This is a genomic window from Ancrocorticia sp., assembly GCF_052089425.1.
GTDB lineage: Bacteria > Actinomycetota > Actinomycetes > Actinomycetales > Actinomycetaceae > Ancrocorticia.
In genome coordinates, this window is record NZ_JBQCZW010000001.1 from 102813 (window position 1) to 123171 (window position 20359).

Here is a 20359-nt window from a genome sequence, read left to right on the forward strand (position 1 = left end):
GCCCAATCCGCTACTCGCAGATTTCGTTGATATCAACGGCCCCTTGTTCGGCAAGGAACTGATCGGGACTCACAAGCGAAGATACGCTATCGGCTGTCCCTAAGGCCGGATCGTGAATCTCGAGGTGCAGGTGAGGACCAGTCGAGTTTCCGTTGGAGCCCACGAGGCCGATTTGCTGGCCGGCGCTCACCTTATCGCCCACGTTAACAAGAACTCCGTGATCCCACATGTGCACGTACCACGACTCGTAGATCTTGCCGTTGATCTCATGTTCCACAACGATGGTATTAGGCGAACGGCCCGCGGTGCTGCCGCCGGCGAAGGTGACAGTGCCATCGGCGATCGCATAGATCGGAGTATCTGACGGTGCGGCGTAATCCTGACCGGCATGGTAGGAAGAACCGCCGAGGATAGGATCAACGCGGGGCCCAAAGCCCGACGTGCGATGATAAACACCGGAATCCAGCGGGAACACCACTGAGGAGGAAGAATCCTGCTCCACGAACGCTGCGCGTAAGCCCTGAGCTCCCTCGGGCTCACACTGGGAGGCAGCCGCGTTACCGCTGCTGGCCTGCTCGCTCATCGTGGTGGCTTCAGAACGAATCCCCGCATTGGGAGAACCTGCCAGAGCCTCAGGCATGCTGCCTTGCTGAGTAGTCCCGCCAACAATCGACGCGTTCAGCGGCTGCGCTGCCTGTGCAACGTTGCCACCCGGATTTCCCATGCCGAGGAGCGGAACAGCAATGCCGCCAACAGCAAGAGCCGAAACGGTCATTCCCTGAAGCAGATTCTTACGTCCAGACTTCGAAGGCTTGGTTGATTTCCCTGCGCGGTTACCCGGCCTAGATGAGCCGCGGGCCGCACCTGGTTTGCGCGGGGTGAATGAGGCTTCCTGCTTCGCAGAGGAACGTCCAACGACGTGTCCAGACTCCTCCGCCGATGGAGCAGTTGGAACAGAATCTTGCTCACTCGCACGAGTGAAGCCTTGCGCGTCAGAGCCGGCTGCTGCGGCCACGCGCGCACGCTCACGGCGCCTGCGTTCCACACGAGAAAGCTCTTTGCCTTCTTCGATGGCCTCGGATACGGCATCCTGAGATAGAACGTCGGTTTCTACTGGATCAACAACAGGTGGATCAACAAGAACTGGTGCGACTTCGTGAAGCGATGCTTGTTCCAGATGAGCGAGAGCCGCTTGACGGGCTCTCCTACGAGCCGCCCCTTCACGGATCGCCTTGCGCCGTGCCGATTCTTCAGCCATACGGCGCGCAAACTCAATCTGTTCGGGTGTTCGGTCCGCCAGCAACATCTCATGCCTGCGAGATTCACGAGTCTCGTTAATGACCTTCACACCCTTTCCTTGCTTCTGTCCGGATCAACTATTACAAAATGATAACGGAGGCTACCGAGTTGCGATACATCATTGCGCATCTAGGATCGCCACATCGTCTCAAACCACTGGAATACCAACGTTTTCTCTTATCATTACACCCGTCACATTTTGTAACGTGACCGTTATCTGAATTGCGTCAGGTATCTGCCATGCCTGAAATGCCACGCAATTCCGCGGCTTCGGCCATCTTCCGTGACTGCACGCCGGCACGAACCCCCGACGCACATTACGCGACCAAAGTCCCGCCACCCATCACTCACGGCGTGAGACACGACACGAAGAGCCGCCTATGGATACCTGCGCCCATCACGCTGCATGGAATCGCGGACTTCGCCTACGAGTTCTTCAAGAATGTCCTCCATGAAAACGATGCCGATAATCGCCCCGTCTGACAGGACGCTAGCCACGTGGGTACGCGAGCCCTGCATCGCGGCAAGCACATCCTCCACCTCATCCTCTGGCTTGACGCCCACGAGGCGGCGGATCCGCCAATCGCCCAGCGGTTCATCGCGTTGATTCTCCGGAATGTTGAGGATGTCCTTCATATGTATGTAACCGAGGATCTTCCCGCCGTCGTCGCCCCTCATCCCCGAATCGGACTGGCCCCCATCGCGTACGAGGAACCGAGAAAACCCCGTCACGGCCACGGCCCGCTCGATCTGCCCGGCGCTCACGGGCAACTCGACCCCCGCAACATCCTCAACTGGCACCATCACCTCGCGGGCGTTGTGATCTGAGAACTCGAGCGCTCCGGTAATGAGCCCCTGATCGTCGCGCAGAACACCCGCGGCCTCCGAGGCGGCCACGATGGAGGCAACCTCACTGGCCGTGAAAGCCGAATTGACTTCATCCTTGGGCTGGATGCCAAGTATGCGAACAACGGCGAGCGAACACCAGTTGAGGACGGCGATGATCGGATAGAACACCTTCTCAAATAGGAGCAGCGCTGGTAGCAACTTGAGGGCGGATTTCTCCGGGTGAGTGACCGAGATATTCTTCGGCACCATCTCTCCCAGTACCACGTGTAGTCCCACCACAAGCAGGAGCGCCACAACGAAGGCAATCCCGTGAACAATGGCAGGTGCCAGCCCCACCGCCTCAAGAGGTACCTCGATAAGGCGCGCGATCGCCGGTTCCGCCATCACTCCCAAACCTACAGAGCAGAGCGTGACGCCCAGCTGGGAGGCGGCCAGCATCCGCGACAGGTGCTCGATGGACCACAGCGCCTTTTTAGCCGCACCAGATTCCTTGACAAGAGGTTCGATCCTCGAGCTGCGCGAACCCGTCAGTGCGAACTCGGAGGCCACGAAGAAGGCGTTGAGTGCCAGAAGGAGGACGGTCAGAAGGAGGGCAACGGGTGTACTCATTCGCTTACCCCAGACTCGATGCGTACGCGCTCAATCCGGAGCCCATCCATCGCCTCGACATGTAAGAGCGTGTCCCCAACTACAACCGCATCACCCGGAGCCGGCATCCTATCGAGGCGGTACATGATGAAGCCGCCCAACGTTTCGTAGGGGCCATCCTCGGGAATCTCAGCACCACAGGTTCTGGCAACCTCATCCGGACGGAGCGACCCAGAAACGGTCCAGCTTCCATCCGCACTCCGGAAAGCGGAGGCCGCTCGGGGATCGTGTTCATCGGCCACCTCCCCCACGATTTCTTCCACAACATCTTCGAGGGTCACAATCCCGGAGGTTCCACCGTATTCATCAACAACTAGCGCCATTTGCTGGCCCTGATCACGCAACTCCACAAGGAGTTCGGCAAGCTTCATTGTTTCGGGCACCTGCGGGGCCTGTGACATAAGCGAGGAGCTTGTCACTTGTACTTCACCGCGCCGCTCGAAGGGGATCGCAATGGCGCGGCGTAAATTCGCAATTCCTCGCACGTTATCCGCATTCTCCCCAATAACGGGAAAGCGGGAGTAACCCGTGCTTCGCGCTGCGGCAACAACATCGCCAGCGCTTGCCGTGTCCGCAAGCATCTCCATGCGGACGCGATCAGTCATCACATCCACCGCCGTGAGGTCACCAACGCCGATCGACCGGCTCACAAGCTGTGCTGTATCGGCGTCCAGCGTGCCTGCCTCAGCCGAACGGCGCACGAGGGCACGCAACTCGCTGGCTGATCGTGCTCCCGAGAGTTCGTCCGCCGGCTCTATCCCCACCTTGCGGAGCAGCCAGTTTGCGCAGCCGTTCAACACCACGATGATCGGCTTGAACACCGTAGTGAACAGCCTCAGGGGCGCCGAAACCTTAGCTGCCGCGGCAAGCGGATCAGCGAGAGACATGTTCTTGGGAACCAGTTCCCCAAACAACATGGAGAAGAGATTGACGAAAGTAAAGGCGATGGCAGCGGCCAGCGCAACGGACGCCGCCCGCGCCACACCAGCCGATTCCAGAGGTACCTCGAGCAGGCGCGCCAGCGGATCTTGAGCAACGTAGCCCAGCAGAACCGTGGTGAGGGTGATACCCACTTGGCAGGAGGAGAGTTGCAGAGACAAGTTGTGGAGGGCTCGTTTGACGGAGGCCGCCCGTGAATCCTGTGCCGCCGCCGCGGACACGGCTGCCGGATCTAAAGCTACGAGCGAAAACTCTGCAGCAACGAACACGGCGGTGCCAAATGTGAGCACTACCCCAAGGAGGAGGAGAAATATGTCCATCATCGAAGATAACGTGATGCTAAAGCCATAATGAAGCCATTTTAGTTGCCCGCTTCTGAATGTCCATAAGAATAACCGGCATCACCTTTTACTGCCCCCATAATGCCGAACGGCCCGAGAACCGATGTGACCTCCACCCCGCACCGTCCACGTTCTGCTTTCAACTATGAATGTGGGACGAACGTCACGTATGGTAGTGGTGTTCATCCCACCCGTAGACGAGGCGACAGTGACACAGCAGAAGCCCGAGGATTTCGGCGCAAATCAAGGTTTTATTGAGAATCTGTACAAAGAGTACCTTGCTGATCGAACGAAGGTAGAGCCGCAGTGGCGCGAGCTTTTCCGCCGCTGGGAAGATGAGGGCCACGAGGTCACGGCCACCTCCGCTCAGTCTCCCGCGAAGCCCGATCCGCAAACCACTCAGGCACAAATCAGCGTGCATTCCACGTCTGATTCGCGCCTCGAATCCGCATCGGTTTCCACTGAACGCGCGGACCTTCCGCCAGCACCTCGCGCAGCATCTCAGCCCGCGCTTACCCCCTACGCCAAGCGCTACCAGCAGGCCCCATCAACCGAACCGATCGCCGGGGATGAGACGGAGCGCCTGAAGGGCGTGGCCAAGTCCGTTGCGAAGAACATGGACCAGTCCCTTTCGGTCCCCACGGCCACCTCGTTCCGCAACATCCCAGCGAAGATTATGTTCGATAATCGAGCACTCATCAACGATTACCTGAAGGCCACTCGCGGCGGCAAAGTCTCCTTCACACACCTCGTGGGTTATGCCCTCGTGGAGTCACTGGTGGAGATGCCCGATATGAACAACAGCTACACGCTGGTGGACGGCAAGCCTTCGGTGTTCCACCCCCAGCATGTGAACTTCGGCCTAGCCATCGATGTCAAGAAGCCGGACGGTTCACGTTCGCTCGTGGTTCCCTCCATCAAGGGCGCCGAACTCCAAACGTTTGATCAGTTCCTCGCCTCCTATGAGGATCTTGTGCACCGATCCCGTGACAACAAGCTGACGATTGAGGACTATCAGGGTGCCACCGTGTCTCTGACCAATCCTGGAGGCATCGGCACCACACAATCGGTCCCCCGCTTGATGACTGGGCAGGGCCTGATCGTAGGTGTTGGTTCGATGGTGTACCCCTCAGAATTCGCCGGCTCCTCCGATCGCGCGCTGGCCCGCTTGGGCGTATCGAAAACCGTCACGATCACCTCCACATACGATCACCGCATCATTCAAGGCGCCGCTTCCGGCGAATTCCTGCGCATCATGGAGCAGAAGCTCCTGGGATTAGACGGCTTCTACGAGAGAGTATTTAACTCCCTGCACGTACCGGCTTCCCCTTACGTGTGGGAGCGAGACGTGGAATATGACGTCACGCGCGAGCTGGACCGCCCTGCCCGCATCGCACGGCTCATCCATTCCTACCGTTCGCGCGGCCACCTGATCGCCGATCTGGATCCACTGGCGTTCCGCCCCCTGCGCCACCCCGATCTCACTCTTGCCAGCTACGGCCTCACCGTGTGGGACTTGGACCGCGAGTTTCCCACCGGCGATTTTTCCGAAAGCCATTCGCTGACGCTGCGGGAGATGCTTCGCCGCCTCCAGCGCGCCTATTGTTCCACGGCGGGCTACGAGTACATGCACATCTCCGATCCGGCTCAGCGCCGCTGGTTCCAGCAGCATTTGGAGTTTGATCGCGATCCGATTCGCCCCGAGGAGCAGTACCACATCCTGTCCAAGCTGAATGAGGCCGAAGCCTTCGAGAGCTTCCTGCACACCAAGTTCCTTGGGCAGAAGCGCTTTTCGCTTGAGGGCGGGGAATCGCTTATCCCGGCCCTCGATGAGATTCTGCGCCACGCGGCCGAAGATGGGCTGCCCGATGTGGCCATCTCCATGGCCCACCGCGGCCGCCTCAACGTGCTGACCAATATCGCCGGCAAGTCCTACAAGCAGATCTTTACCGAGTTTGACGGCATCGTGGATCCGCGGACCGTTCAGGGCTCGGGCGATGTGAAGTACCATCTGGGAACCGAGGGAACCTACACCGCCCCGAATGGCGATCAGACCTCCGTATATTTGGCGGCCAACCCCTCCCATCTTGAGGCTGCCGATGGAGTTCTCGAAGGAATCGTCCGCGCCAAACAGGACCGCCAAGATCTGGGGTCCGAAGGATACGCGGTTCTCCCGATTCTCATCCACGGGGACGCGGCCTTCGCCGGGCAAGGGGTGGTGGCCGAAACGCTCAACCTCTCCCAGCTACGCGGCTACAAGACAGGCGGCACGCTCCACATCATCGTCAATAACCAGATCGGTTTCACCACCGCCCCGGTTGCTGGCCGCTCCTCCAACTACGCCACAGATATTGCCAAGGGCCTTCAGCTGCCCATCTTCCACGTGAACGGGGACGATCCGGAGGCCGTGGTACGAGTGGCCAAGCTCGCCTACGAGTACCGCCAAGAGTTCCACAAGGACGTCATTATTGACATGGTGTGCTACCGGCGCCGCGGCCACAATGAGGGCGACGATCCCTCCATGACCCAGCCCGTCATGTACGCCTTGGTCGATTCCAAGCGCACCACCCGCCACCTTTACCGTGAATCCCTGATCGGCCGCCGGCACCTCACGGCGGAGCAGGCAGCCGAATCGGAACGCTCCTATCAGGCGGCCCTAGAAAACGCCTTCACTCAGGTGCGCGAAGCAGAAGCAGAATTGGACAAGGGGAATCAAGAAGCCATCCAAGGCCTCGAACTTCCCGCCTCCCAGCAGGAGGATGCCGGCACTCTCGTGGGCTGGACCTCCGCAACAACAAACCAGATCATCTCCCGCATCGGGCAGGCGCATCTGCAGGTTCCCGCTGGCTTTACCCAGCATCCAAAGATTGCCCAGCTGTTCGAGCGCCGCGCCAAGATGAGCCGCGAAGGCAACATCGATTGGGCGTTCGGGGAACTCTTGGCGTTCGGCTCCCTTCTCATCGAGGGACTGCCGGTTCGCATGTCCGGTCAGGACGTACGCCGCGGAACCTTCGTTCAGCGCCACGCCACCGTGCACGATCACACTACCGGTGAAGAATGGACCCCACTCACCGCGCTGACGGAAGATCAGGCCAAGTTCTGGATCTACGATTCGGCACTGTCCGAGTACTCGGTGATGGCGTTCGAATACGGATACTCCGTGGAGCGCCCTGACGCCCTCGTGGTGTGGGAAGCCCAGTTCGGCGATTTCGCTAACGGCGCCCAAACTGTTATCGATGAGTTCGTCTCCTCCGCGGAACAGAAGTGGGGCCAACGCAGCTCTCTCGTGCTCATGCTTCCGCACGGCTTCGAGGGGCAGGGCCCAGATCATTCCTCGGCCCGAATCGAGCGCTACCTGCAACTGTGCGCCCAGAACAACATGTGGGTGTGCCAGCCGTCCACCCCGGCCAATCACTTCCACATGCTCCGCGTGCAGGCCTATGCCCGGCCGCGCCACCCCCTCGTGGCGCTCACGCCCAAGCAGCTGTTGCGCCGCCGCGGCGCCGTTTCCTCCATCGAGGACTTCACCACGAGAGGCTTCCAGCCCGTCATTACCGAGGTGGATGCCTCCATCGCGAACGTGAACCGCGTTCTCCTGTGCTCTGGGCGCATCTACTACGATCTTCTGGATCAGCGCACGCGCAACGGCGATACCACCACGGCGATCGTGCGCATCGAGCAGCTCTACCCCCATCCCATCGGCGAACTGCGCGAGGCACTGTCGCGCTACCCCGGCGCCGAGATCTACTGGGTTCAGGACGAACCCGAGAATCAGGGTCCGTGGCAGCACCTGTACCTCAACCTATTCCGCAAGCTGGGGATCGATCCCACGCCCGTTTGCCGCGAGCCCGCCGCATCGCCTTCTACTGGCCGCGGTAAGGAACACACCACCCAAAATCAGGAGATCCTTTCGCAAGCGTTCGCTCGTTGACGGCCGTCGTCGTCGTTATTATTTTTTTTCGACGACGACGAATCCCTCCCAACCCCTCCGCAGCCATGAGGTAAATCGCACCGGGTTTCCCTTGGAACAACGCGCCAAACTCGCTAGAGTAATTCGGCTTGATCCAATGCGAAACGATAGAGGTGAGGAAGCGATACAGTCCCGCGTGGCGACGATTCGGAAAACAACGGATGCCGTCAAGGAACCCAGCACAAAACGCCGGTGGGCAGCTCTCGTGGTGCTGATGCTGCCGGTTCTGCTTGTTTCGGTGGACGGTACTGCACTGTCCTTCGCGGTACCCGTGCTATCCACGGCGCTGAACCCCACAGGATCGCAACTTCTGTGGATCGTGGACGTGTATCCGCTGGTTCTCGCGGGGCTTTTGGTGCCCATGGGAAGCTCTGGGGATCGGTTCGGGAGGCGCCGGCTGCTCCTGATCGGAGCCACGGGCTTCACCATCGTGTCAGCAGCGGCAGCCTTTGCCACGAGCCCTGCGCTCCTCATCGCGGCGCGCGCCGTCATGGGCTTCTTCGGCGCGATGCTCATGCCGTCCACTCTTTCCTTGATTCGGAACATCTTCACCGTTCCGCGCGAACGGCGTACCGCCATTGCCGTATGGGCTGCTGGTTTCTCTGGCGGGGCCGCTCTAGGCCCGATCGCCGGTGGTTTCCTTCTTGAGCATTTCTACTGGGGTTCGATCTTCCTGCTCGCGGTTCCCGTGCTGGTGCCCTTCCTGATTCTTGCGCCGCTTCTGGTGCCCGAATCCAAGGATCCCAACCCCGGGCGCATCGATCCCGTCAGTATCGTGTTGGTGCTGGCCACCATGGTGCCGCTCGTGTATTCGATCAAAACGTTCACCCACCACGGGATGTCCGTGCCGCTGACGCTGCTGCTCGCGCTGGCGCTTGTGGCTGGCGGGCTTTTCGTGCGGCGTCAGCTCACCGAATCCATCCCTATGTTGGATGTTCGGCTGTTCACCAACCCGGTGTTTTCCGGGGCTGTCAGTGTGAACCTGCTCAGCATCTTCTCGCAGGCCGGGTTCCTGTACTTCGTGTCCCAACACTTGCAGCTGGTGAGCGGGCTCAGTCCCATGACGGCTGGCATGTACCTCATTCCGGGGCTGATCTTGACGATCGTTTCCGGGCTGGCCATCGTTCCCATCGTCCAGCACATTCGGCCAGGATACGCCGTTGCCATTGGCCTGCTGTGCAACGCTGCGGCGTTCGCGATGGTGGCCTACGCGGGGCCCGCCGGGTGGGATCTTGGGCTTGTCATTGCCTTCGGCGTACTGGGGATCGGCGTTGGGGCGGCAGAGACCATCTCCAACGATCTCATTCTGGGAGCCGTACCCGCCCACAAGGCCGGTGCCGCCTCAGCGATTTCTGAGACGGCGTACGAAACCGGCGCCGTGTTGGGGACCGCCGTACTGGGGTCCATCCTCAACGCGGCCTACCGTTCCCACGTCACCATCCCGGAATCCCTCACCGCCGCTCAGGCAAACACCGCGAAGGAAACACTCGGTGGTGCCACCAAGCTTGCCGAGGGGCTCGATACCGGGACGGCGAACACCCTCCTCGAATCCGCGCATAGCGCCTTCGATTCCGGCGTTCTCATCACCAGCAGCATTGGCGTTGTGTTCATGTTGATCGCATCATTCATTGCATTGAGGACACTGAGAACCGCGCGGGCTTAGTGCGCCATTCCGTCTCGCTTCACACATCCGGCCAGTTTTTCTGCCAAAGTAGTGGTGTGAGTACGCCCGAAATCCGCATCCTGTTCGTTGGGGATGAGCTTGTTGCCGGCCAAGGTGACGCCCGCGCCCTTGGCTGGACCGGCCGCGTCATGGCGAGGACTGCAAGTAAACCCCCTACCCTAGCCATGGAACTCGCGGTGCCCGGAGAAAACACATCCTCTCTGGCACGGCGCTGGCAAGAGGAAGTCCAGCGGCGGATCGATCCGGAAGTGGATTGCCGGCTGGTCATCGGGCTGGGCTCTCACGATCTGGATACTGGGCAAACCTTGGCGCGCGCACGCCTTCACTTGGCCAATCTCCTCGATTCCGCCGAGCGCATGCGGCTGCAAACCTTCGTGGTGGGGCCGCCTCCGCGCCGCGATGTGGCCCCAAAGATCCAAGCCGATCTCTCCAAAGCGTTCTCCGACGTGTGCGAGCGGCGGCTCATCCCCTACGTTGATACGTTCACCCCGCTCATCCAGCACGAGCAGTGGAACACGGACATGACCATTTCCGATGGGTATGCCCCGCGGCAGGCCGGCTATGGGCTCATGGCGTGGCTAGTTCTGCACAATGGGTGGAATCAGTGGCTTGGGGTGCCCGGCGCCTCGTAGGTAGGTTCCGGTCTCACACCGGTCTCACAGAGCGATGGTCCCATGCTCGTGCTCAAGCAGCGAGTTATCTTAGGACTGAGCTGGCTTTGGCGAGCTCCTTTCACCTTGTCCCCTTTGCACCGAAACTGGTAATTCTCCACTATGAGTTCCCGCGAATCGTCCGCCACTAATCAGCAACGTGGCAGCGCCGATGCCCCCACACCTATCGAAAACAAACCAGCCCCGGAAGAATCCGGGCTGGAACGCGGGCTCAAGATGCGGCACATCCGCTTCATTGCTTTGGGATCGGCGATCGGTACCGGGCTCTTCTACGGATCGGCCGCCGCCATTCAAACTGCCGGTCCTATCGTGCTTCTGGCCTACATCCTGTCCGGCGCTGCCGTGTTCTGGGTGATGCGAGCGCTCGGAGAAATGGCGATTCGCCACCCCGTCTCCGGGTCATTCGCCAAGTACGCCACTGATTACCTCGGGCCGTTTGCCGGGTTCATCACCGGCTGGACGTTCGTTTTTGAAATGGTCACCGTTGCCATTGCGGATGTGACGGCGTTTGCCGTGTATATGGGCTTCTGGTTCCCCGGTGCTCCTAAATGGATTTGGGTATGTGCCGTTATCCTGTTTATTGCGGCCATCAATACCCGGCATGTTCGCGTGTTCGGTGAGCTCGAGTTCTGGCTGAGCCTCATCAAGGTGACGGCGATCATCGCCATGATCGCTGGCGGAATTGCGCTGCTTGTCGTGGGGGTGTCCATCTCCGATGGTTCAGCAAGCGGTGTGAGTAACCTCTGGACGAACGGCGGGATAGCTCCCAACGGCATCGCCGGTTTTCTCGCATGCTTCACCGTTGTTGTCTTTTCGTTCGGAGGCGTGGAAACCATCGGGATTACGGCCGGCGAAGCCACCGATCCCAACTCCTCCATACCGAAGGCCATCAACACTGTACCCTTCAGAATCCTTCTGTTCTACGTGGGTACGCTGGCCGTCATCATGATGCTGGCGCCGTGGACTAGCATCACCGGCGATGCGAGCCCGTTCGTGCAAATCTTCGACGCCCTTGGCATTCCCGCCGCCGCTTCCATCCTCAACATCGTGGTGATCACCGCCGCAGTGTCCGCCATCAACGCAGATACGTTCAGCGCCGGGCGAATCCTCTACGGTCTGGCCCGCGATGGTCATGCTCCGAAGGTCTTCACCCGCGTCTCGCGCAACGGCATCCCGTGGATGGCCGTTGCCGTCATGTGTGGTGCCCTCGGTATCGGCGCCGTCCTCAATGCCGTCATGCCCGATGACGTTTTCGCGATTGCCGCCGCCTTGGTCACCTTCGCAACCGTCTGGACCTGGCTCATGATTCTTGCCTCGCACATCGCGATGCGCCGGAAAATGAGCAAGGAAGAAGTCCAAGCCGCCCGTTACCGCGTCCCATGGTGGCCAGTCGGTCCGGCCCTCGCCGTTGCCTTCATGGTGATGGTGATTATCCTGCTGGCGTGGTTCCCATCCTCACGTATCGCCATCACCGTGGGGATCGCATGGCTGGCGATTCTCTCGTTCACCTACCTGATGAAGCTGAAGAGGCCGCAGGCAGCTGTGTAGGGGCAGGGGCGTATGGCCCCCTTCTTTTCCCGCGGCACTCAGTCCAAAAAAAATCGGGCCCGGAATACCGGACCCGATTCGTCTCATGCGTTTGGGCGCTTACCGTGATTGGCGGCCTTGCCGGCACGAGAGCGGCGCTTACGTCCTCGCCTGCTCATGTGTTCCTCCTCTGATAGGTGCCTCCCAATGGAAAGCGACAAAAGTCAAGTGTAGCAACATCAATTCCGAGCTACCTTATCGAACCGATTATTAAGGCCAATCGCACATCATGCACGCATGGAAACCGCTACGAAGTGGTGGTTACGAAGTGGTGGTCCTAAACACGGAAATCTGGCTTGAGATCTTCTCCCGCAGAGTACTGGGGGCTGATTCGCAGCAGGAACGCTTGACGATTTCTCTCACGTGCACTTCGGCTTCGGCCAGCTCGTTGCAGTGCGGGCAGGTTTCGGCATGGGATCGAAGCCGGGCCTCTTGTTCCTTGGGCATCTGCTCATCCAAGAGTTCAAAGAGGTGATCGGATACTTCCGAACACGTACACTCCCCGGTGCCCGCCTCAAGTTTCTCTTCGAGCTCCGTTGCGAGCTGATCGCTAGTGAGCGTTTCCTTCTCGCTCATTCTTTTTCCTTCCCATAGCCGAGGTCACGCGCATAATCGGCGAGGAGTTCGCGCAGCTGGCGGCGTCCCCTGTGTAGGCGTGACATAACAGTTCCGATCGGCGTATCCATGATGTCGGCAATCTCCTGATAGGAGAAACCTTCAACATCCGCCAAATACACGGCAAGCCGGCGATCTTCAGGAAGCTTGGCAAGGGCATCGCGAATCTCGGAATCTGGCAGATTCTCGATCGCTTGCGCCTCGGCAGATTCCAGCCCACTGGACTGGTGTGTTGCTGCCTCGTATTCCTGCCAGTCCTCTGCCTCAGCAGCGTCTGCTTTCTTAGGCTGGCGCTGCGCCTTCCGATAATTGGAAATGAAGGTGTTGTTGAGGATCCGGTACAACCATGCCTTCAGGTTGGTGCCGGGCGTGTACTGGTGGAAAGCGGCGAATGCCTTTGCGTAGGTGTCCTGAACTAGATCTTCGGCATCCTGTGGATTTCGCGTTAGGCGCATAGCTGCACCATAGAGCTGATCAAGATAGGGCATGGCGTCACGCTGAAAGCGCTGGCCGCGCTCACTATCACTCTCAACCTGTGCAGGCTCTTGTGTTTCAGTGCTCATCAACATCTAGGGTAGCCGGTCTGTCTCGTTCACATACATAACGCAAGCACAGTTCAATCAATTCCACTCACTTTGAGTTGATTTGTGGTTATTAGGCGACATTTTCCGAAGTTTGCGGTAGTAATGGAATATGAGTATTTTGCGCGCACTTGCACGTCCACTACTGGCAACACCGTTTGCTGCTTCAGGGGTAGACGCACTCGTCAGACCCGCGGGCCATCGTGAGCGGGCGCGCGTATTGGAACCTGTAGCCGAAAAGGCTGGCCTCGAACTCACCGATCGCAATCTCGATCTTGCCACTCGCGCCATCGGCCTCACCCAAATCGTGAGTGCCGCGGGATTGGCCACGGGAAAGTTCCCGCGAGCCTGCGCTGGCGTCTTGGCTGCCATTCACATCCCACTCGCCCTCGCGAACAACCCCGTGTGGCTTCACACGGGTGATGAACGGCGCGAGGATCTCAAGGGCCTGGCAACCTCTGCTGGCCTCATCGGAGGCGCTGGGCTGGCCGCCGCCGATCTTGCAGGAAAGCCCTCCCTATCGTGGCGCCGCAACAATCGCGCCGCCACCCGCCACGAGGTTCGCGCCGCCCGCGAAAAGGAACGCGCCGCGAGCGCCAGCAAGCTCGCGAAGCTTGAGGAGCGCAACCGCGCCCTCGCCGCCAAGGCAAAGGGAAACCTCCCGTGAGTACGCCGGATTCATCCGGACAAAACCTCGCGTGGCCCGCACCCTTCCACGCGGAGCCACTGAACGCATCGGTTCGTATCCCCGGCTCGAAGTCTCTGACCAACAGGTTCATCGTGCTGGCTGCGCTGGGCGATCAACCCTCGGTTATCCGCGAGCCGCTCGTAGCCCGCGATACGATCCTCATGGCACGTGCCTTGGAGTCCATGGGAACGGGTCTGGAGTTTTACGACAATGCGCTGTTCGTTTACCCGGGTCCTCTCAAGGCAGCCTCGATTCACGCTGGCCTAGCCGGCACAATCATGCGGTTCCTGCCCGCAGTTGCCACCATCGCGAAGGGCGATGTCACCATCGATGGTGATGAAGCCGCCCGGGTGCGTCCGATGGACCCGGTGGTCCGCGCAATCAAGCAGCTGGGCGTGGAGATCGATCACGGCACGAATGCGGCCGGCGCAGCCACCCTCCCGGTCACGGTGCACGGCACTGGCACGGTGCGCGGCGGCCAGATCAACATTGATGCCTCAGAATCCTCTCAGTTCATCTCCGCCATGCTGCTGGCCGCCCCGCGCATGGCTGGCGGCCTCGAGCTGCGGCACACCGGCGGCACCGTCCCCTCCACACCTCATCTGGATATGACGGTGGACGTGCTGCGCGATGCAGGCATCGAGGTATTCACATTCCCAAGGGACGCCGGCCCCGTCCGCCCGGGCCATCCGGCCGTCCGCTGGCTCGTCCTGCCTGGCATCCCTGATGTTGGCAACGTTGAGGTGGAACCTGACCTGTCCAATGCCGGCCCGTTCCTTGCTGCAGCCATGGTCACTGGCGGATCAATCGAGATTCAGGGCTGGCCCCGCATCACCAAGCAGCCCGGCGATCAGCTCCGCACCATCCTTGCGAACATGGGCGCCTCAGTGGCGATGATGGCCGGGCGCCTGCAGGTCACGGGCCCCGATGAGATCCAGCCGATCAATCTGGACATGCACGATGTGGGCGAGCTGGTCCCCACAATCGCCGCCATCGCAGCCTTTGCCACCGGCACCTCCGTGATCCGCAACATCGGCCAGCTCCGCGGCCACGAAACGGACCGCCTGAACGCACTCACAACCGAGTTCGAACGGCTCGGCGGCAAGGCGTGGACCGCCGGGGATGATCTGTTCATCGAACCCTGCCCGCTCCACGGCGCCACGCTCCACACCTACGAGGATCACCGGATGGCAACGTTTGCCGCCATCATCGGACTTCGCGTTCCGGACGTCCACATCCAGAACATTGATACCACGGCCAAAACCCTGCCCCAGTTCCCGCAGATGTGGGCTGATTTGGCGGACGGCATCCCGGTGGTGCGCGCCGAAACGGCCAGTCTCCGGCTCGCTGGCGATGGGACAGGCGTTTGACGCGCGATATCGGAACGGATGATCCGCGCGTGCGGGTTCGTCCCGGCCGCGCCTCACGCCCCCGCACGAAGATCCGCCCGGACTATTCGGATCGTCCGCTCGCTCAGGTGATCACAGTAGATCGTGGCCGGTTCCGCCTCATCATGGAGGAGAACGGCATTGAGGTGAACGCTGTCAAGGCCCGCGAGCTTGGCCGCCGCGCCTTGGTTGTGGGCGATCGTGTGCGCGTGACAGGGGATATTTCTGGCGCGAAGGATACGTTGGCGCGCGTCGTCGTCGTCGAAAAAAGAACGTCCGAACTGCGCCGATCCACTGAAGAGGGCGATGGCCGCGATCGCGTGGTGGTTGCCAACGCGGATCAGCTCGCGGTGGTTGCTGCCCTCGCCGATCCGGGTCCTAAGCCGGGTATGATCGATCGCTGCCTCGTGGCCGCCTACGTGGCCGGCATGGACGCTCTGCTCGTCCTCACGAAGGGCGATTTGGCGGGACCGGAGGATCTGGTGGCCCGGTATGCTCCGCTCGGCCTCCCGTTCTACGTCACGTCACTTCCGGATGTTTTCGACGACGGCGAATCCTCCCCCGCCACCTCCCCCCAGCCGGATAACTCGGTCTCTCTGGAGCTTCGCGAGGCCCTGACTGAACACGAAACCGTGCTTGTTGGCCACTCGGGGGTTGGAAAATCAACGCTCATCAATGCACTGGTTCCGCAGGCAAATCGCACAACCGGGCACGTCAATGAGGTGACGGGCAAGGGCCGCCACACCTCAACCTCCGCCGTATCGTTTGGCCTGCCTGAGGGTGGGCGCATTATCGATACTCCCGGCATTCGCAGTTTTGGGCTGGCACATGTGGGTGCCGCCGATCTCCTAGCCTCCTTTTCGGACCTCAACGCGATCGCGGATGATTGCCCGCGCGGCTGCCCGCATACTGAGGGTGCTCTCGAATGTGCGCTGTCCGAGGTGACGGAAGAGCCCACGCTCTCCCGCGTGCAATCCTTCCGGAGGCTTCTGGATTCGATACAAACGGATTGGAGCTCATGATGAGCACACTGGCTGACGATCTACGCGTGGCATTAGATATCGCTGATCGCGTGGATGAACTGACCATGGCCCGTTTCGGGGCCAGCGATCTCGTGGTGGAGGAAAAGCCCGATCTCACGCCCGTCTCGGATGCGGACAAGGCCGCTGAGCAGCTGATCCGTGACACGCTGGCCACAGCCCGCCCCGAAGATGCCGTATATGGCGAGGAGCAGGGCGGCACGCTCTCCCACACTGGCCGGCGATGGATTCTGGATCCGATCGACGGCACCAAGAACTTCGTGCGGGGCGTGCCCGTGTGGGCCACTCTCATCGCCCTAGAAATCGATGGGGAGCTTTCCCTTGGCGTTGTCTCTGCGCCTGCCCTGGCCCGCCGCTGGTGGGGCGCCACAGGGCTTGGTGCCTTCACCTCGTTCGCAGGCGGTAGCCCCCGGGCGATACGGGTCTCGGCGGTCTCGGAGATCGGAAACGCTTCCCTGTCCTACTCCTCCCTCACCGGATGGGAAGAACGTGGGAAGCTTGACTCCTTTACCACGCTGGCCAACACGTGCTGGCGCAGCCGCGCCTACGGTGATTTCTGGAGCTACATGATGGTGGCCGAAGGAACCGTAGATATCGCCGCCGAACCCGAGCTGGAACTCTATGACATGGCGGCTCTGGTTCCCATCGTGCGCGAAGCTGGCGGAACCTTCACCTCACTCGAGGGTGGGAACGGCGCGAGCGGCACCTCGGCCATCGCCAGCAACGGACTACTACACGAAAAGGCGCGGCTGGCTCTGGCCTAGTAACGACGCGCCGCACATCACCCGTCCAAAATTGGTTGCGAACCGGCGAAGCTGCAAGAATACGTTTATGAGTGACGTGCGCGAAGTATTAACCTGGGAAACATTCGGCGAGGCATCTCGAGAGCTAGCAACGGAAGTCTGGGAATCCGGCTTCGAAGCGGACATCATCGTGTGCGTGGCGCGCGGCGGGCTGATTCCCGCCGGGGCGATCGCCTACGCGCTGGAGCAGAAGTCCATGCTGGTCCTCAACGTCGAGTTCTACACGGGCATCGGCACTACCCTGATGGACCCGCGGCTCGTGGACCCGGTTCCGGACAACCACGGCATGAGCGGCAAGAAGATCCTCATCGTTGATGACGTGGCCGATTCGGGCCGCACCCTCGAGTTCGTGCGCGGCATCTGCCAGCAGTACACCGATCAGATCAAGGTAGCCGTGCTGTACGAGAAGCCGCGCTCCACCATCCACTGCGATTACGTGTGGAAGGAAACCGCTGAGTGGATTTCCTTCCCATGGTCCTGCCTGCCCCCGGTCAACGGTGTGGGGAGCAAGGACAACTAGCCTCTCCCGCCGCTGTCAGTCCGACGTCTCCTCCGCAGAACCCTCTGCACCGGCGGATTCGGCAGAGCTGCTAACCGCCGCGACTGCTTCGGAGTGGGCGAGCCACTTGTCCGCTGTGGGGATGGAGCGGACGGCAGGAGATGCGAGTATCACGAGTCCCGCGAGAATGAAGAAGCTGCCCGCGATTGTCATCGCAACCAGCATCGAAAACTGCTGCACAAGGATTCCCATAACGGCAGGCGATATTGCGGCGGCCGTTCCGGCAAGCACGGTTTGTGCGGCACCAATCCTTCCCTGATAGTTGTTGGGGACGGACACCATGGTGACGCCCCCAACGATCGACCCGAGGAGGGGCCGACGAATCCTCCAATCGCAAGAATGATCAGCAACGCAATGAAGGAGGATGAAGCGAGTGCCGCAATAACATTTGTCCCGCCAACCCACACCGCCGCCATCGCCAAGAGCTTCCCAGCTGAGAATCTACGCACCAGTCTGGACACTAGGAACGACCCGATAATTGCCGTGATCGCTTGTCCTGCAACGACTAGACCAATCAATGCCGGTTCAGTACCTCGCGCGCTCAGTCCATAGACGACGGCGAGCGAGGCGCCGCCACCCGCGAATGCCATCACCCAGTTCATCAAGACGAGGCCGCGGACTACCTTGTGGCTGAAGATCCAGCGAATACCGGCACCCGCTTCCTTCCAGATAGAGGGACGTTGCTTTTCCCCGACCTCTTCAGGCTCTCCGTCCAAGCGAACGTTCGGCCTCAGATCAGCCTTAATCTTGACTGCAGAAACCCACTGAGTGAGGTACCCGAGAACCGTCCCAATGAACGCGAGCGGAGCCCACAGCCCGTAGAGCGCTCCGCTCAAGGGTTGCGAAACGAGCTCCAGCATCGAGTCCCGCGACTGGTTCGCCGCCATGGCCTCGGGGAAGCGCTCCTTCCCGGCGATGCGTTTGAGGCAAGCATCCGACGTGCCAGCGAGCATCCCTGCCCGCACCCCAATGAGCACCGCAACCACAATGAGAATCCACGACGGCAGAGAGTTCGCGGCCGCAATCACAGCGATGATTCCCCACACGAGTGCGCCGGTCAGCGCATTCCAGATCAGCAGCTTCCTACGGTCATATCGATCAATCATCACGCCAGAAAAGGGCACAAGTAGAACCGCAATCGCCATCGTGATGCTGTCAACGGTCCCGGCAAGAGCACTCGAACCTGTGGTGTGGACGATGAGAAGGGTCAGTGCGAAACTTCCAATGCCAGAGCCCAACGCCACGGTCGTGTCACCGGCAAACCACCAGCGATAGTCTGCGTCTGACCTGAGCTTTGGAAGTGGAATCTCGGCCACTTTGCCGCCTTTTCGCATCTGGTTACAGGCATCCGAATTCGGTGCCCACTTTTCGGTGTTTATCCAGCCTCAGTATTTACCCAATCGGGTCCGATCTAGGGGGACCAAAGTTCCCGCCCCGCCGAAAACCCTCCCCCACTACCTTTCATTCACGGACGCAACAGCCCTACTCCCATCCACGAATAGGCACTTTGCCCATCGTCCGACCACTCTCGATCAGCTCGTGCGCGTGACGCAGCACGCTGGCCGAATCGGGTGTCAGGCTTTCGATGGTCGTCGCTCGAATGCGGCCGTGGGACTCTGTGATTCCTTCGGTAGGTCCGCGAGAATGGAAGGCGAATAGGTGGAGGCGCAGTTATGGTATTTCAGGGTGAAGTACAGTCAGTCGCTGAGTTAATCGATGCTGCCGTCACTGCACCGGCCCCTACGCTGAGCAAGCATGTTGGTATCCATCACACGGCCGCTGACAACGCCGGACTGGGCCAATGACCCGTCACGCCGCACTAAGAACTGGTATCCGGCGGTTCCGATAATCTTCCGTGACGATGCTGACCGGGAAAGCCCCGCCGCTTTCCGAAAGCGCGGCATTCTCATCACCGATCGGTCGCTGGCGCGAGCATAAATTTGGGGAAACAACTCGATCAGAGCCATGTGCTCGCCCTGTTTTAAGAATTGCCCGAACGTCTCGCCAAAGTTGGCGTCTCGGCGCAGTTGTTCGTCGGCGGTAGCCGACCCTGAGGCCCATACCCAAATTATAGCGTTGCGATAGAATGCTGCTCGATCTAGCTGGAGGTGGCATCATGAAGAATCTAGTCGATGCTTTGGTAGCTTTGGGCCGGAATCTCGATCTCACAGATGACGACGTGGATGCCATCGAATCAGTGCGGGATCACACTCCGGCAGCGCCTCTGGAACTGCCATAAACAGGCATGATCGCGGTAGGCGTCTCGGACATCGCGAAGACCAGCTTGTATCAGCGCCCTGTAGCGCAACTGAGCTTGCTCGCCAAAGGCTGCCTGTGACCAGGAAAGAATCCCGGCGAGATCTTCTTTGGCAGATGATGAAATCCGAAGGACGTACTCCATCTACTCGCCTAAAACTTGGCGGCCAATACCATCAACGAACGCGTCGATATCCTCTTCTCGAACATCCACATATCGTCCCGCTGCAATGTCTTGCCATCCGATTTCCGCCGCCTCACGCAGCAATTGCAGTGCTTCGTCTGGTTCGTGCATGAGCGATCACTCCTTTTGCTTGCGCGCCACCCACACGCCAGATGCGGTATCCGATCCCGCCGAGTCTAGCAACACTGAGTCGCCACTTTAAGCGCACCTGTCAACCTTTGTGCCCTGTTCCCAAAGCTGAATCAGTAAGACAATAG

General features: G+C 60.3%; 20 protein-coding genes. 11 read left to right on the forward strand and 9 right to left on the reverse strand.

Annotated features, from left to right (window positions below; all coding sequences use genetic code 11):
* Window positions 1–10 precede the first annotated feature (10 nt).
* The 3 genes from ACTHV6_RS00460 to ACTHV6_RS00470 form a co-directional block, all read right to left on the reverse strand.
* Window positions 11–1348, reverse strand: a complete 1338-nt coding sequence (locus ACTHV6_RS00460; protein WP_441385286.1) for a peptidoglycan DD-metalloendopeptidase family protein — start codon at window positions 1346–1348, stop codon at window positions 11–13.
* 329 nt (window positions 1349–1677) lie between these two features.
* Complete coding sequence (locus ACTHV6_RS00465; RefSeq protein ID WP_441385287.1) at window positions 1678–2757, reverse strand: hemolysin family protein; 1080 nt, start codon at window positions 2755–2757, stop codon at window positions 1678–1680.
* Complete coding sequence (locus ACTHV6_RS00470) at window positions 2754–4058, reverse strand: hemolysin family protein (RefSeq protein WP_441385288.1); 1305 nt, start codon at window positions 4056–4058, stop codon at window positions 2754–2756. The genes ACTHV6_RS00465 and ACTHV6_RS00470 overlap by 4 nt, the downstream gene beginning before the upstream one ends.
* A 187-nt stretch (window positions 4059–4245) precedes the next feature.
* On the opposite strand from ACTHV6_RS00470, the gene ACTHV6_RS00475 reads away from it, so the two are divergent.
* From ACTHV6_RS00475 to ACTHV6_RS00490, 4 genes are all read left to right on the forward strand, one after another.
* Window positions 4246–8007: a multifunctional oxoglutarate decarboxylase/oxoglutarate dehydrogenase thiamine pyrophosphate-binding subunit/dihydrolipoyllysine-residue succinyltransferase subunit gene (locus ACTHV6_RS00475; RefSeq protein ID WP_441385371.1), complete on the forward strand. Its 3762-nt coding sequence runs from the start codon at window positions 4246–4248 to the stop codon at window positions 8005–8007.
* Between the two features lie 136 nt (window positions 8008–8143).
* Window positions 8144–9709 (forward strand): MFS transporter, encoded by a 1566-nt coding sequence (locus ACTHV6_RS00480; protein ID WP_441385289.1) that lies wholly within the window; start codon window positions 8144–8146, stop codon window positions 9707–9709.
* 56 nt (window positions 9710–9765) lie between these two features.
* Window positions 9766–10362 (forward strand): GDSL-type esterase/lipase family protein, encoded by a 597-nt coding sequence (locus ACTHV6_RS00485; RefSeq protein WP_441385290.1) that lies wholly within the window; start codon window positions 9766–9768, stop codon window positions 10360–10362.
* Between the two features lie 141 nt (window positions 10363–10503).
* On the forward strand, window positions 10504–11949 hold the full coding sequence (locus tag ACTHV6_RS00490; RefSeq protein WP_441385291.1) for an amino acid permease: 1446 nt from the start codon (window positions 10504–10506) through the stop codon (window positions 11947–11949).
* 83 nt (window positions 11950–12032) lie between these two features.
* Here ACTHV6_RS00490 and ACTHV6_RS00495 read toward each other — a convergent pair whose 3' ends face one another.
* From ACTHV6_RS00495 to ACTHV6_RS00505, 3 genes are all read right to left on the reverse strand, one after another.
* Window positions 12033–12107, reverse strand: coding sequence for a 50S ribosomal protein bL37 (locus ACTHV6_RS00495; protein WP_441385372.1), 75 nt, complete (start codon window positions 12105–12107; stop codon window positions 12033–12035).
* A gap of 142 nt (window positions 12108–12249) precedes the next feature.
* Window positions 12250–12564, reverse strand: a complete 315-nt coding sequence (gene rsrA, locus ACTHV6_RS00500) for a mycothiol system anti-sigma-R factor (protein ID WP_441385292.1) — start codon at window positions 12562–12564, stop codon at window positions 12250–12252.
* Window positions 12561–13166, reverse strand: a complete 606-nt coding sequence (locus ACTHV6_RS00505; RefSeq protein WP_441385293.1) for a sigma-70 family RNA polymerase sigma factor — start codon at window positions 13164–13166, stop codon at window positions 12561–12563. The genes rsrA and ACTHV6_RS00505 overlap by 4 nt, the downstream gene beginning before the upstream one ends.
* Window positions 13167–13296: 130 nt before the next feature.
* Between ACTHV6_RS00505 and ACTHV6_RS00510 the strand changes: the two genes are divergently transcribed.
* From ACTHV6_RS00510 to ACTHV6_RS00530, 5 genes are all read left to right on the forward strand, one after another.
* On the forward strand, window positions 13297–13851 hold the full coding sequence (locus ACTHV6_RS00510) for a DoxX family protein (RefSeq protein ID WP_441385294.1): 555 nt from the start codon (window positions 13297–13299) through the stop codon (window positions 13849–13851).
* Window positions 13848–15242, forward strand: coding sequence for a 3-phosphoshikimate 1-carboxyvinyltransferase (gene aroA / locus ACTHV6_RS00515; RefSeq protein ID WP_441385295.1), 1395 nt, complete (start codon window positions 13848–13850; stop codon window positions 15240–15242). The genes ACTHV6_RS00510 and aroA overlap by 4 nt, the downstream gene beginning before the upstream one ends.
* Complete coding sequence (gene rsgA, locus ACTHV6_RS00520) at window positions 15239–16282, forward strand: ribosome small subunit-dependent GTPase A (RefSeq protein ID WP_441385296.1); 1044 nt, start codon at window positions 15239–15241, stop codon at window positions 16280–16282. The genes aroA and rsgA overlap by 4 nt, the downstream gene beginning before the upstream one ends.
* On the forward strand, window positions 16279–17064 hold the full coding sequence (gene hisN, locus ACTHV6_RS00525) for a histidinol-phosphatase (RefSeq protein WP_441385297.1): 786 nt from the start codon (window positions 16279–16281) through the stop codon (window positions 17062–17064). The genes rsgA and hisN overlap by 4 nt, the downstream gene beginning before the upstream one ends.
* 67 nt (window positions 17065–17131) lie before the next feature.
* Window positions 17132–17623: a phosphoribosyltransferase gene (locus ACTHV6_RS00530; RefSeq protein ID WP_441385298.1), complete on the forward strand. Its 492-nt coding sequence runs from the start codon at window positions 17132–17134 to the stop codon at window positions 17621–17623.
* 15 nt (window positions 17624–17638) lie between these two features.
* Here ACTHV6_RS00530 and ACTHV6_RS00535 read toward each other — a convergent pair whose 3' ends face one another.
* Complete coding sequence (locus tag ACTHV6_RS00535; protein WP_441385299.1) at window positions 17639–17854, reverse strand: hypothetical protein; 216 nt, start codon at window positions 17852–17854, stop codon at window positions 17639–17641.
* Window positions 17812–18978 (reverse strand): MFS transporter, encoded by a 1167-nt coding sequence (locus tag ACTHV6_RS00540; protein ID WP_441385300.1) that lies wholly within the window; start codon window positions 18976–18978, stop codon window positions 17812–17814. The genes ACTHV6_RS00535 and ACTHV6_RS00540 overlap by 43 nt, the downstream gene beginning before the upstream one ends.
* 439 nt (window positions 18979–19417) lie before the next feature.
* On the opposite strand from ACTHV6_RS00540, the gene ACTHV6_RS00545 reads away from it, so the two are divergent.
* Both ACTHV6_RS00545 and ACTHV6_RS00550 read left to right on the forward strand, forming a co-directional pair.
* Window positions 19418–19600 (forward strand): hypothetical protein, encoded by a 183-nt coding sequence (locus tag ACTHV6_RS00545; RefSeq protein WP_441385301.1) that lies wholly within the window; start codon window positions 19418–19420, stop codon window positions 19598–19600.
* A gap of 178 nt (window positions 19601–19778) precedes the next feature.
* A complete protein-coding gene (locus tag ACTHV6_RS00550; protein WP_441385302.1) occupies window positions 19779–19901 on the forward strand; it encodes a hypothetical protein in 123 nt (40 codons plus the stop codon).
* A gap of 162 nt (window positions 19902–20063) precedes the next feature.
* Here ACTHV6_RS00550 and ACTHV6_RS00555 read toward each other — a convergent pair whose 3' ends face one another.
* A complete protein-coding gene (locus tag ACTHV6_RS00555; protein WP_441385303.1) occupies window positions 20064–20213 on the reverse strand; it encodes a hypothetical protein in 150 nt (49 codons plus the stop codon).
* Window positions 20214–20359: the final 146 nt, after the last annotated feature.

Coding starts and splice junctions, on each gene's coding strand:
- ACTHV6_RS00510 (WP_441385294.1), top strand. CDS start 13,297: ATGAGTATTTTGCGCGCACTTGCACGTCCACTACTGGCAACACCGTTT.
- ACTHV6_RS00505 (WP_441385293.1), bottom strand. CDS start 13,166: ATGAGCACTGAAACACAAGAGCCTGCACAGGTTGAGAGTGATAGTGAG.
- ACTHV6_RS00545 (WP_441385301.1), top strand. CDS start 19,418: ATGTTGGTATCCATCACACGGCCGCTGACAACGCCGGACTGGGCCAAT.
- ACTHV6_RS00535 (WP_441385299.1), bottom strand. CDS start 17,854: ATGGGAATCCTTGTGCAGCAGTTTTCGATGCTGGTTGCGATGACAATC.
- ACTHV6_RS00470 (WP_441385288.1), bottom strand. CDS start 4,058: ATGATGGACATATTTCTCCTCCTCCTTGGGGTAGTGCTCACATTTGGC.
- ACTHV6_RS00555 (WP_441385303.1), bottom strand. CDS start 20,213: ATGCACGAACCAGACGAAGCACTGCAATTGCTGCGTGAGGCGGCGGAA.
- ACTHV6_RS00530 (WP_441385298.1), top strand. CDS start 17,132: ATGAGTGACGTGCGCGAAGTATTAACCTGGGAAACATTCGGCGAGGCA.
- ACTHV6_RS00465 (WP_441385287.1), bottom strand. CDS start 2,757: ATGAGTACACCCGTTGCCCTCCTTCTGACCGTCCTCCTTCTGGCACTC.
- ACTHV6_RS00490 (WP_441385291.1), top strand. CDS start 10,504: ATGAGTTCCCGCGAATCGTCCGCCACTAATCAGCAACGTGGCAGCGCC.
- rsrA (WP_441385292.1), bottom strand. CDS start 12,564: ATGAGCGAGAAGGAAACGCTCACTAGCGATCAGCTCGCAACGGAGCTC.
- ACTHV6_RS00550 (WP_441385302.1), top strand. CDS start 19,779: ATGAAGAATCTAGTCGATGCTTTGGTAGCTTTGGGCCGGAATCTCGAT.
- ACTHV6_RS00480 (WP_441385289.1), top strand. CDS start 8,144: ATGCGAAACGATAGAGGTGAGGAAGCGATACAGTCCCGCGTGGCGACG.
- hisN (WP_441385297.1), top strand. CDS start 16,279: ATGATGAGCACACTGGCTGACGATCTACGCGTGGCATTAGATATCGCT.
- ACTHV6_RS00475 (WP_441385371.1), top strand. CDS start 4,246: ATGGTAGTGGTGTTCATCCCACCCGTAGACGAGGCGACAGTGACACAG.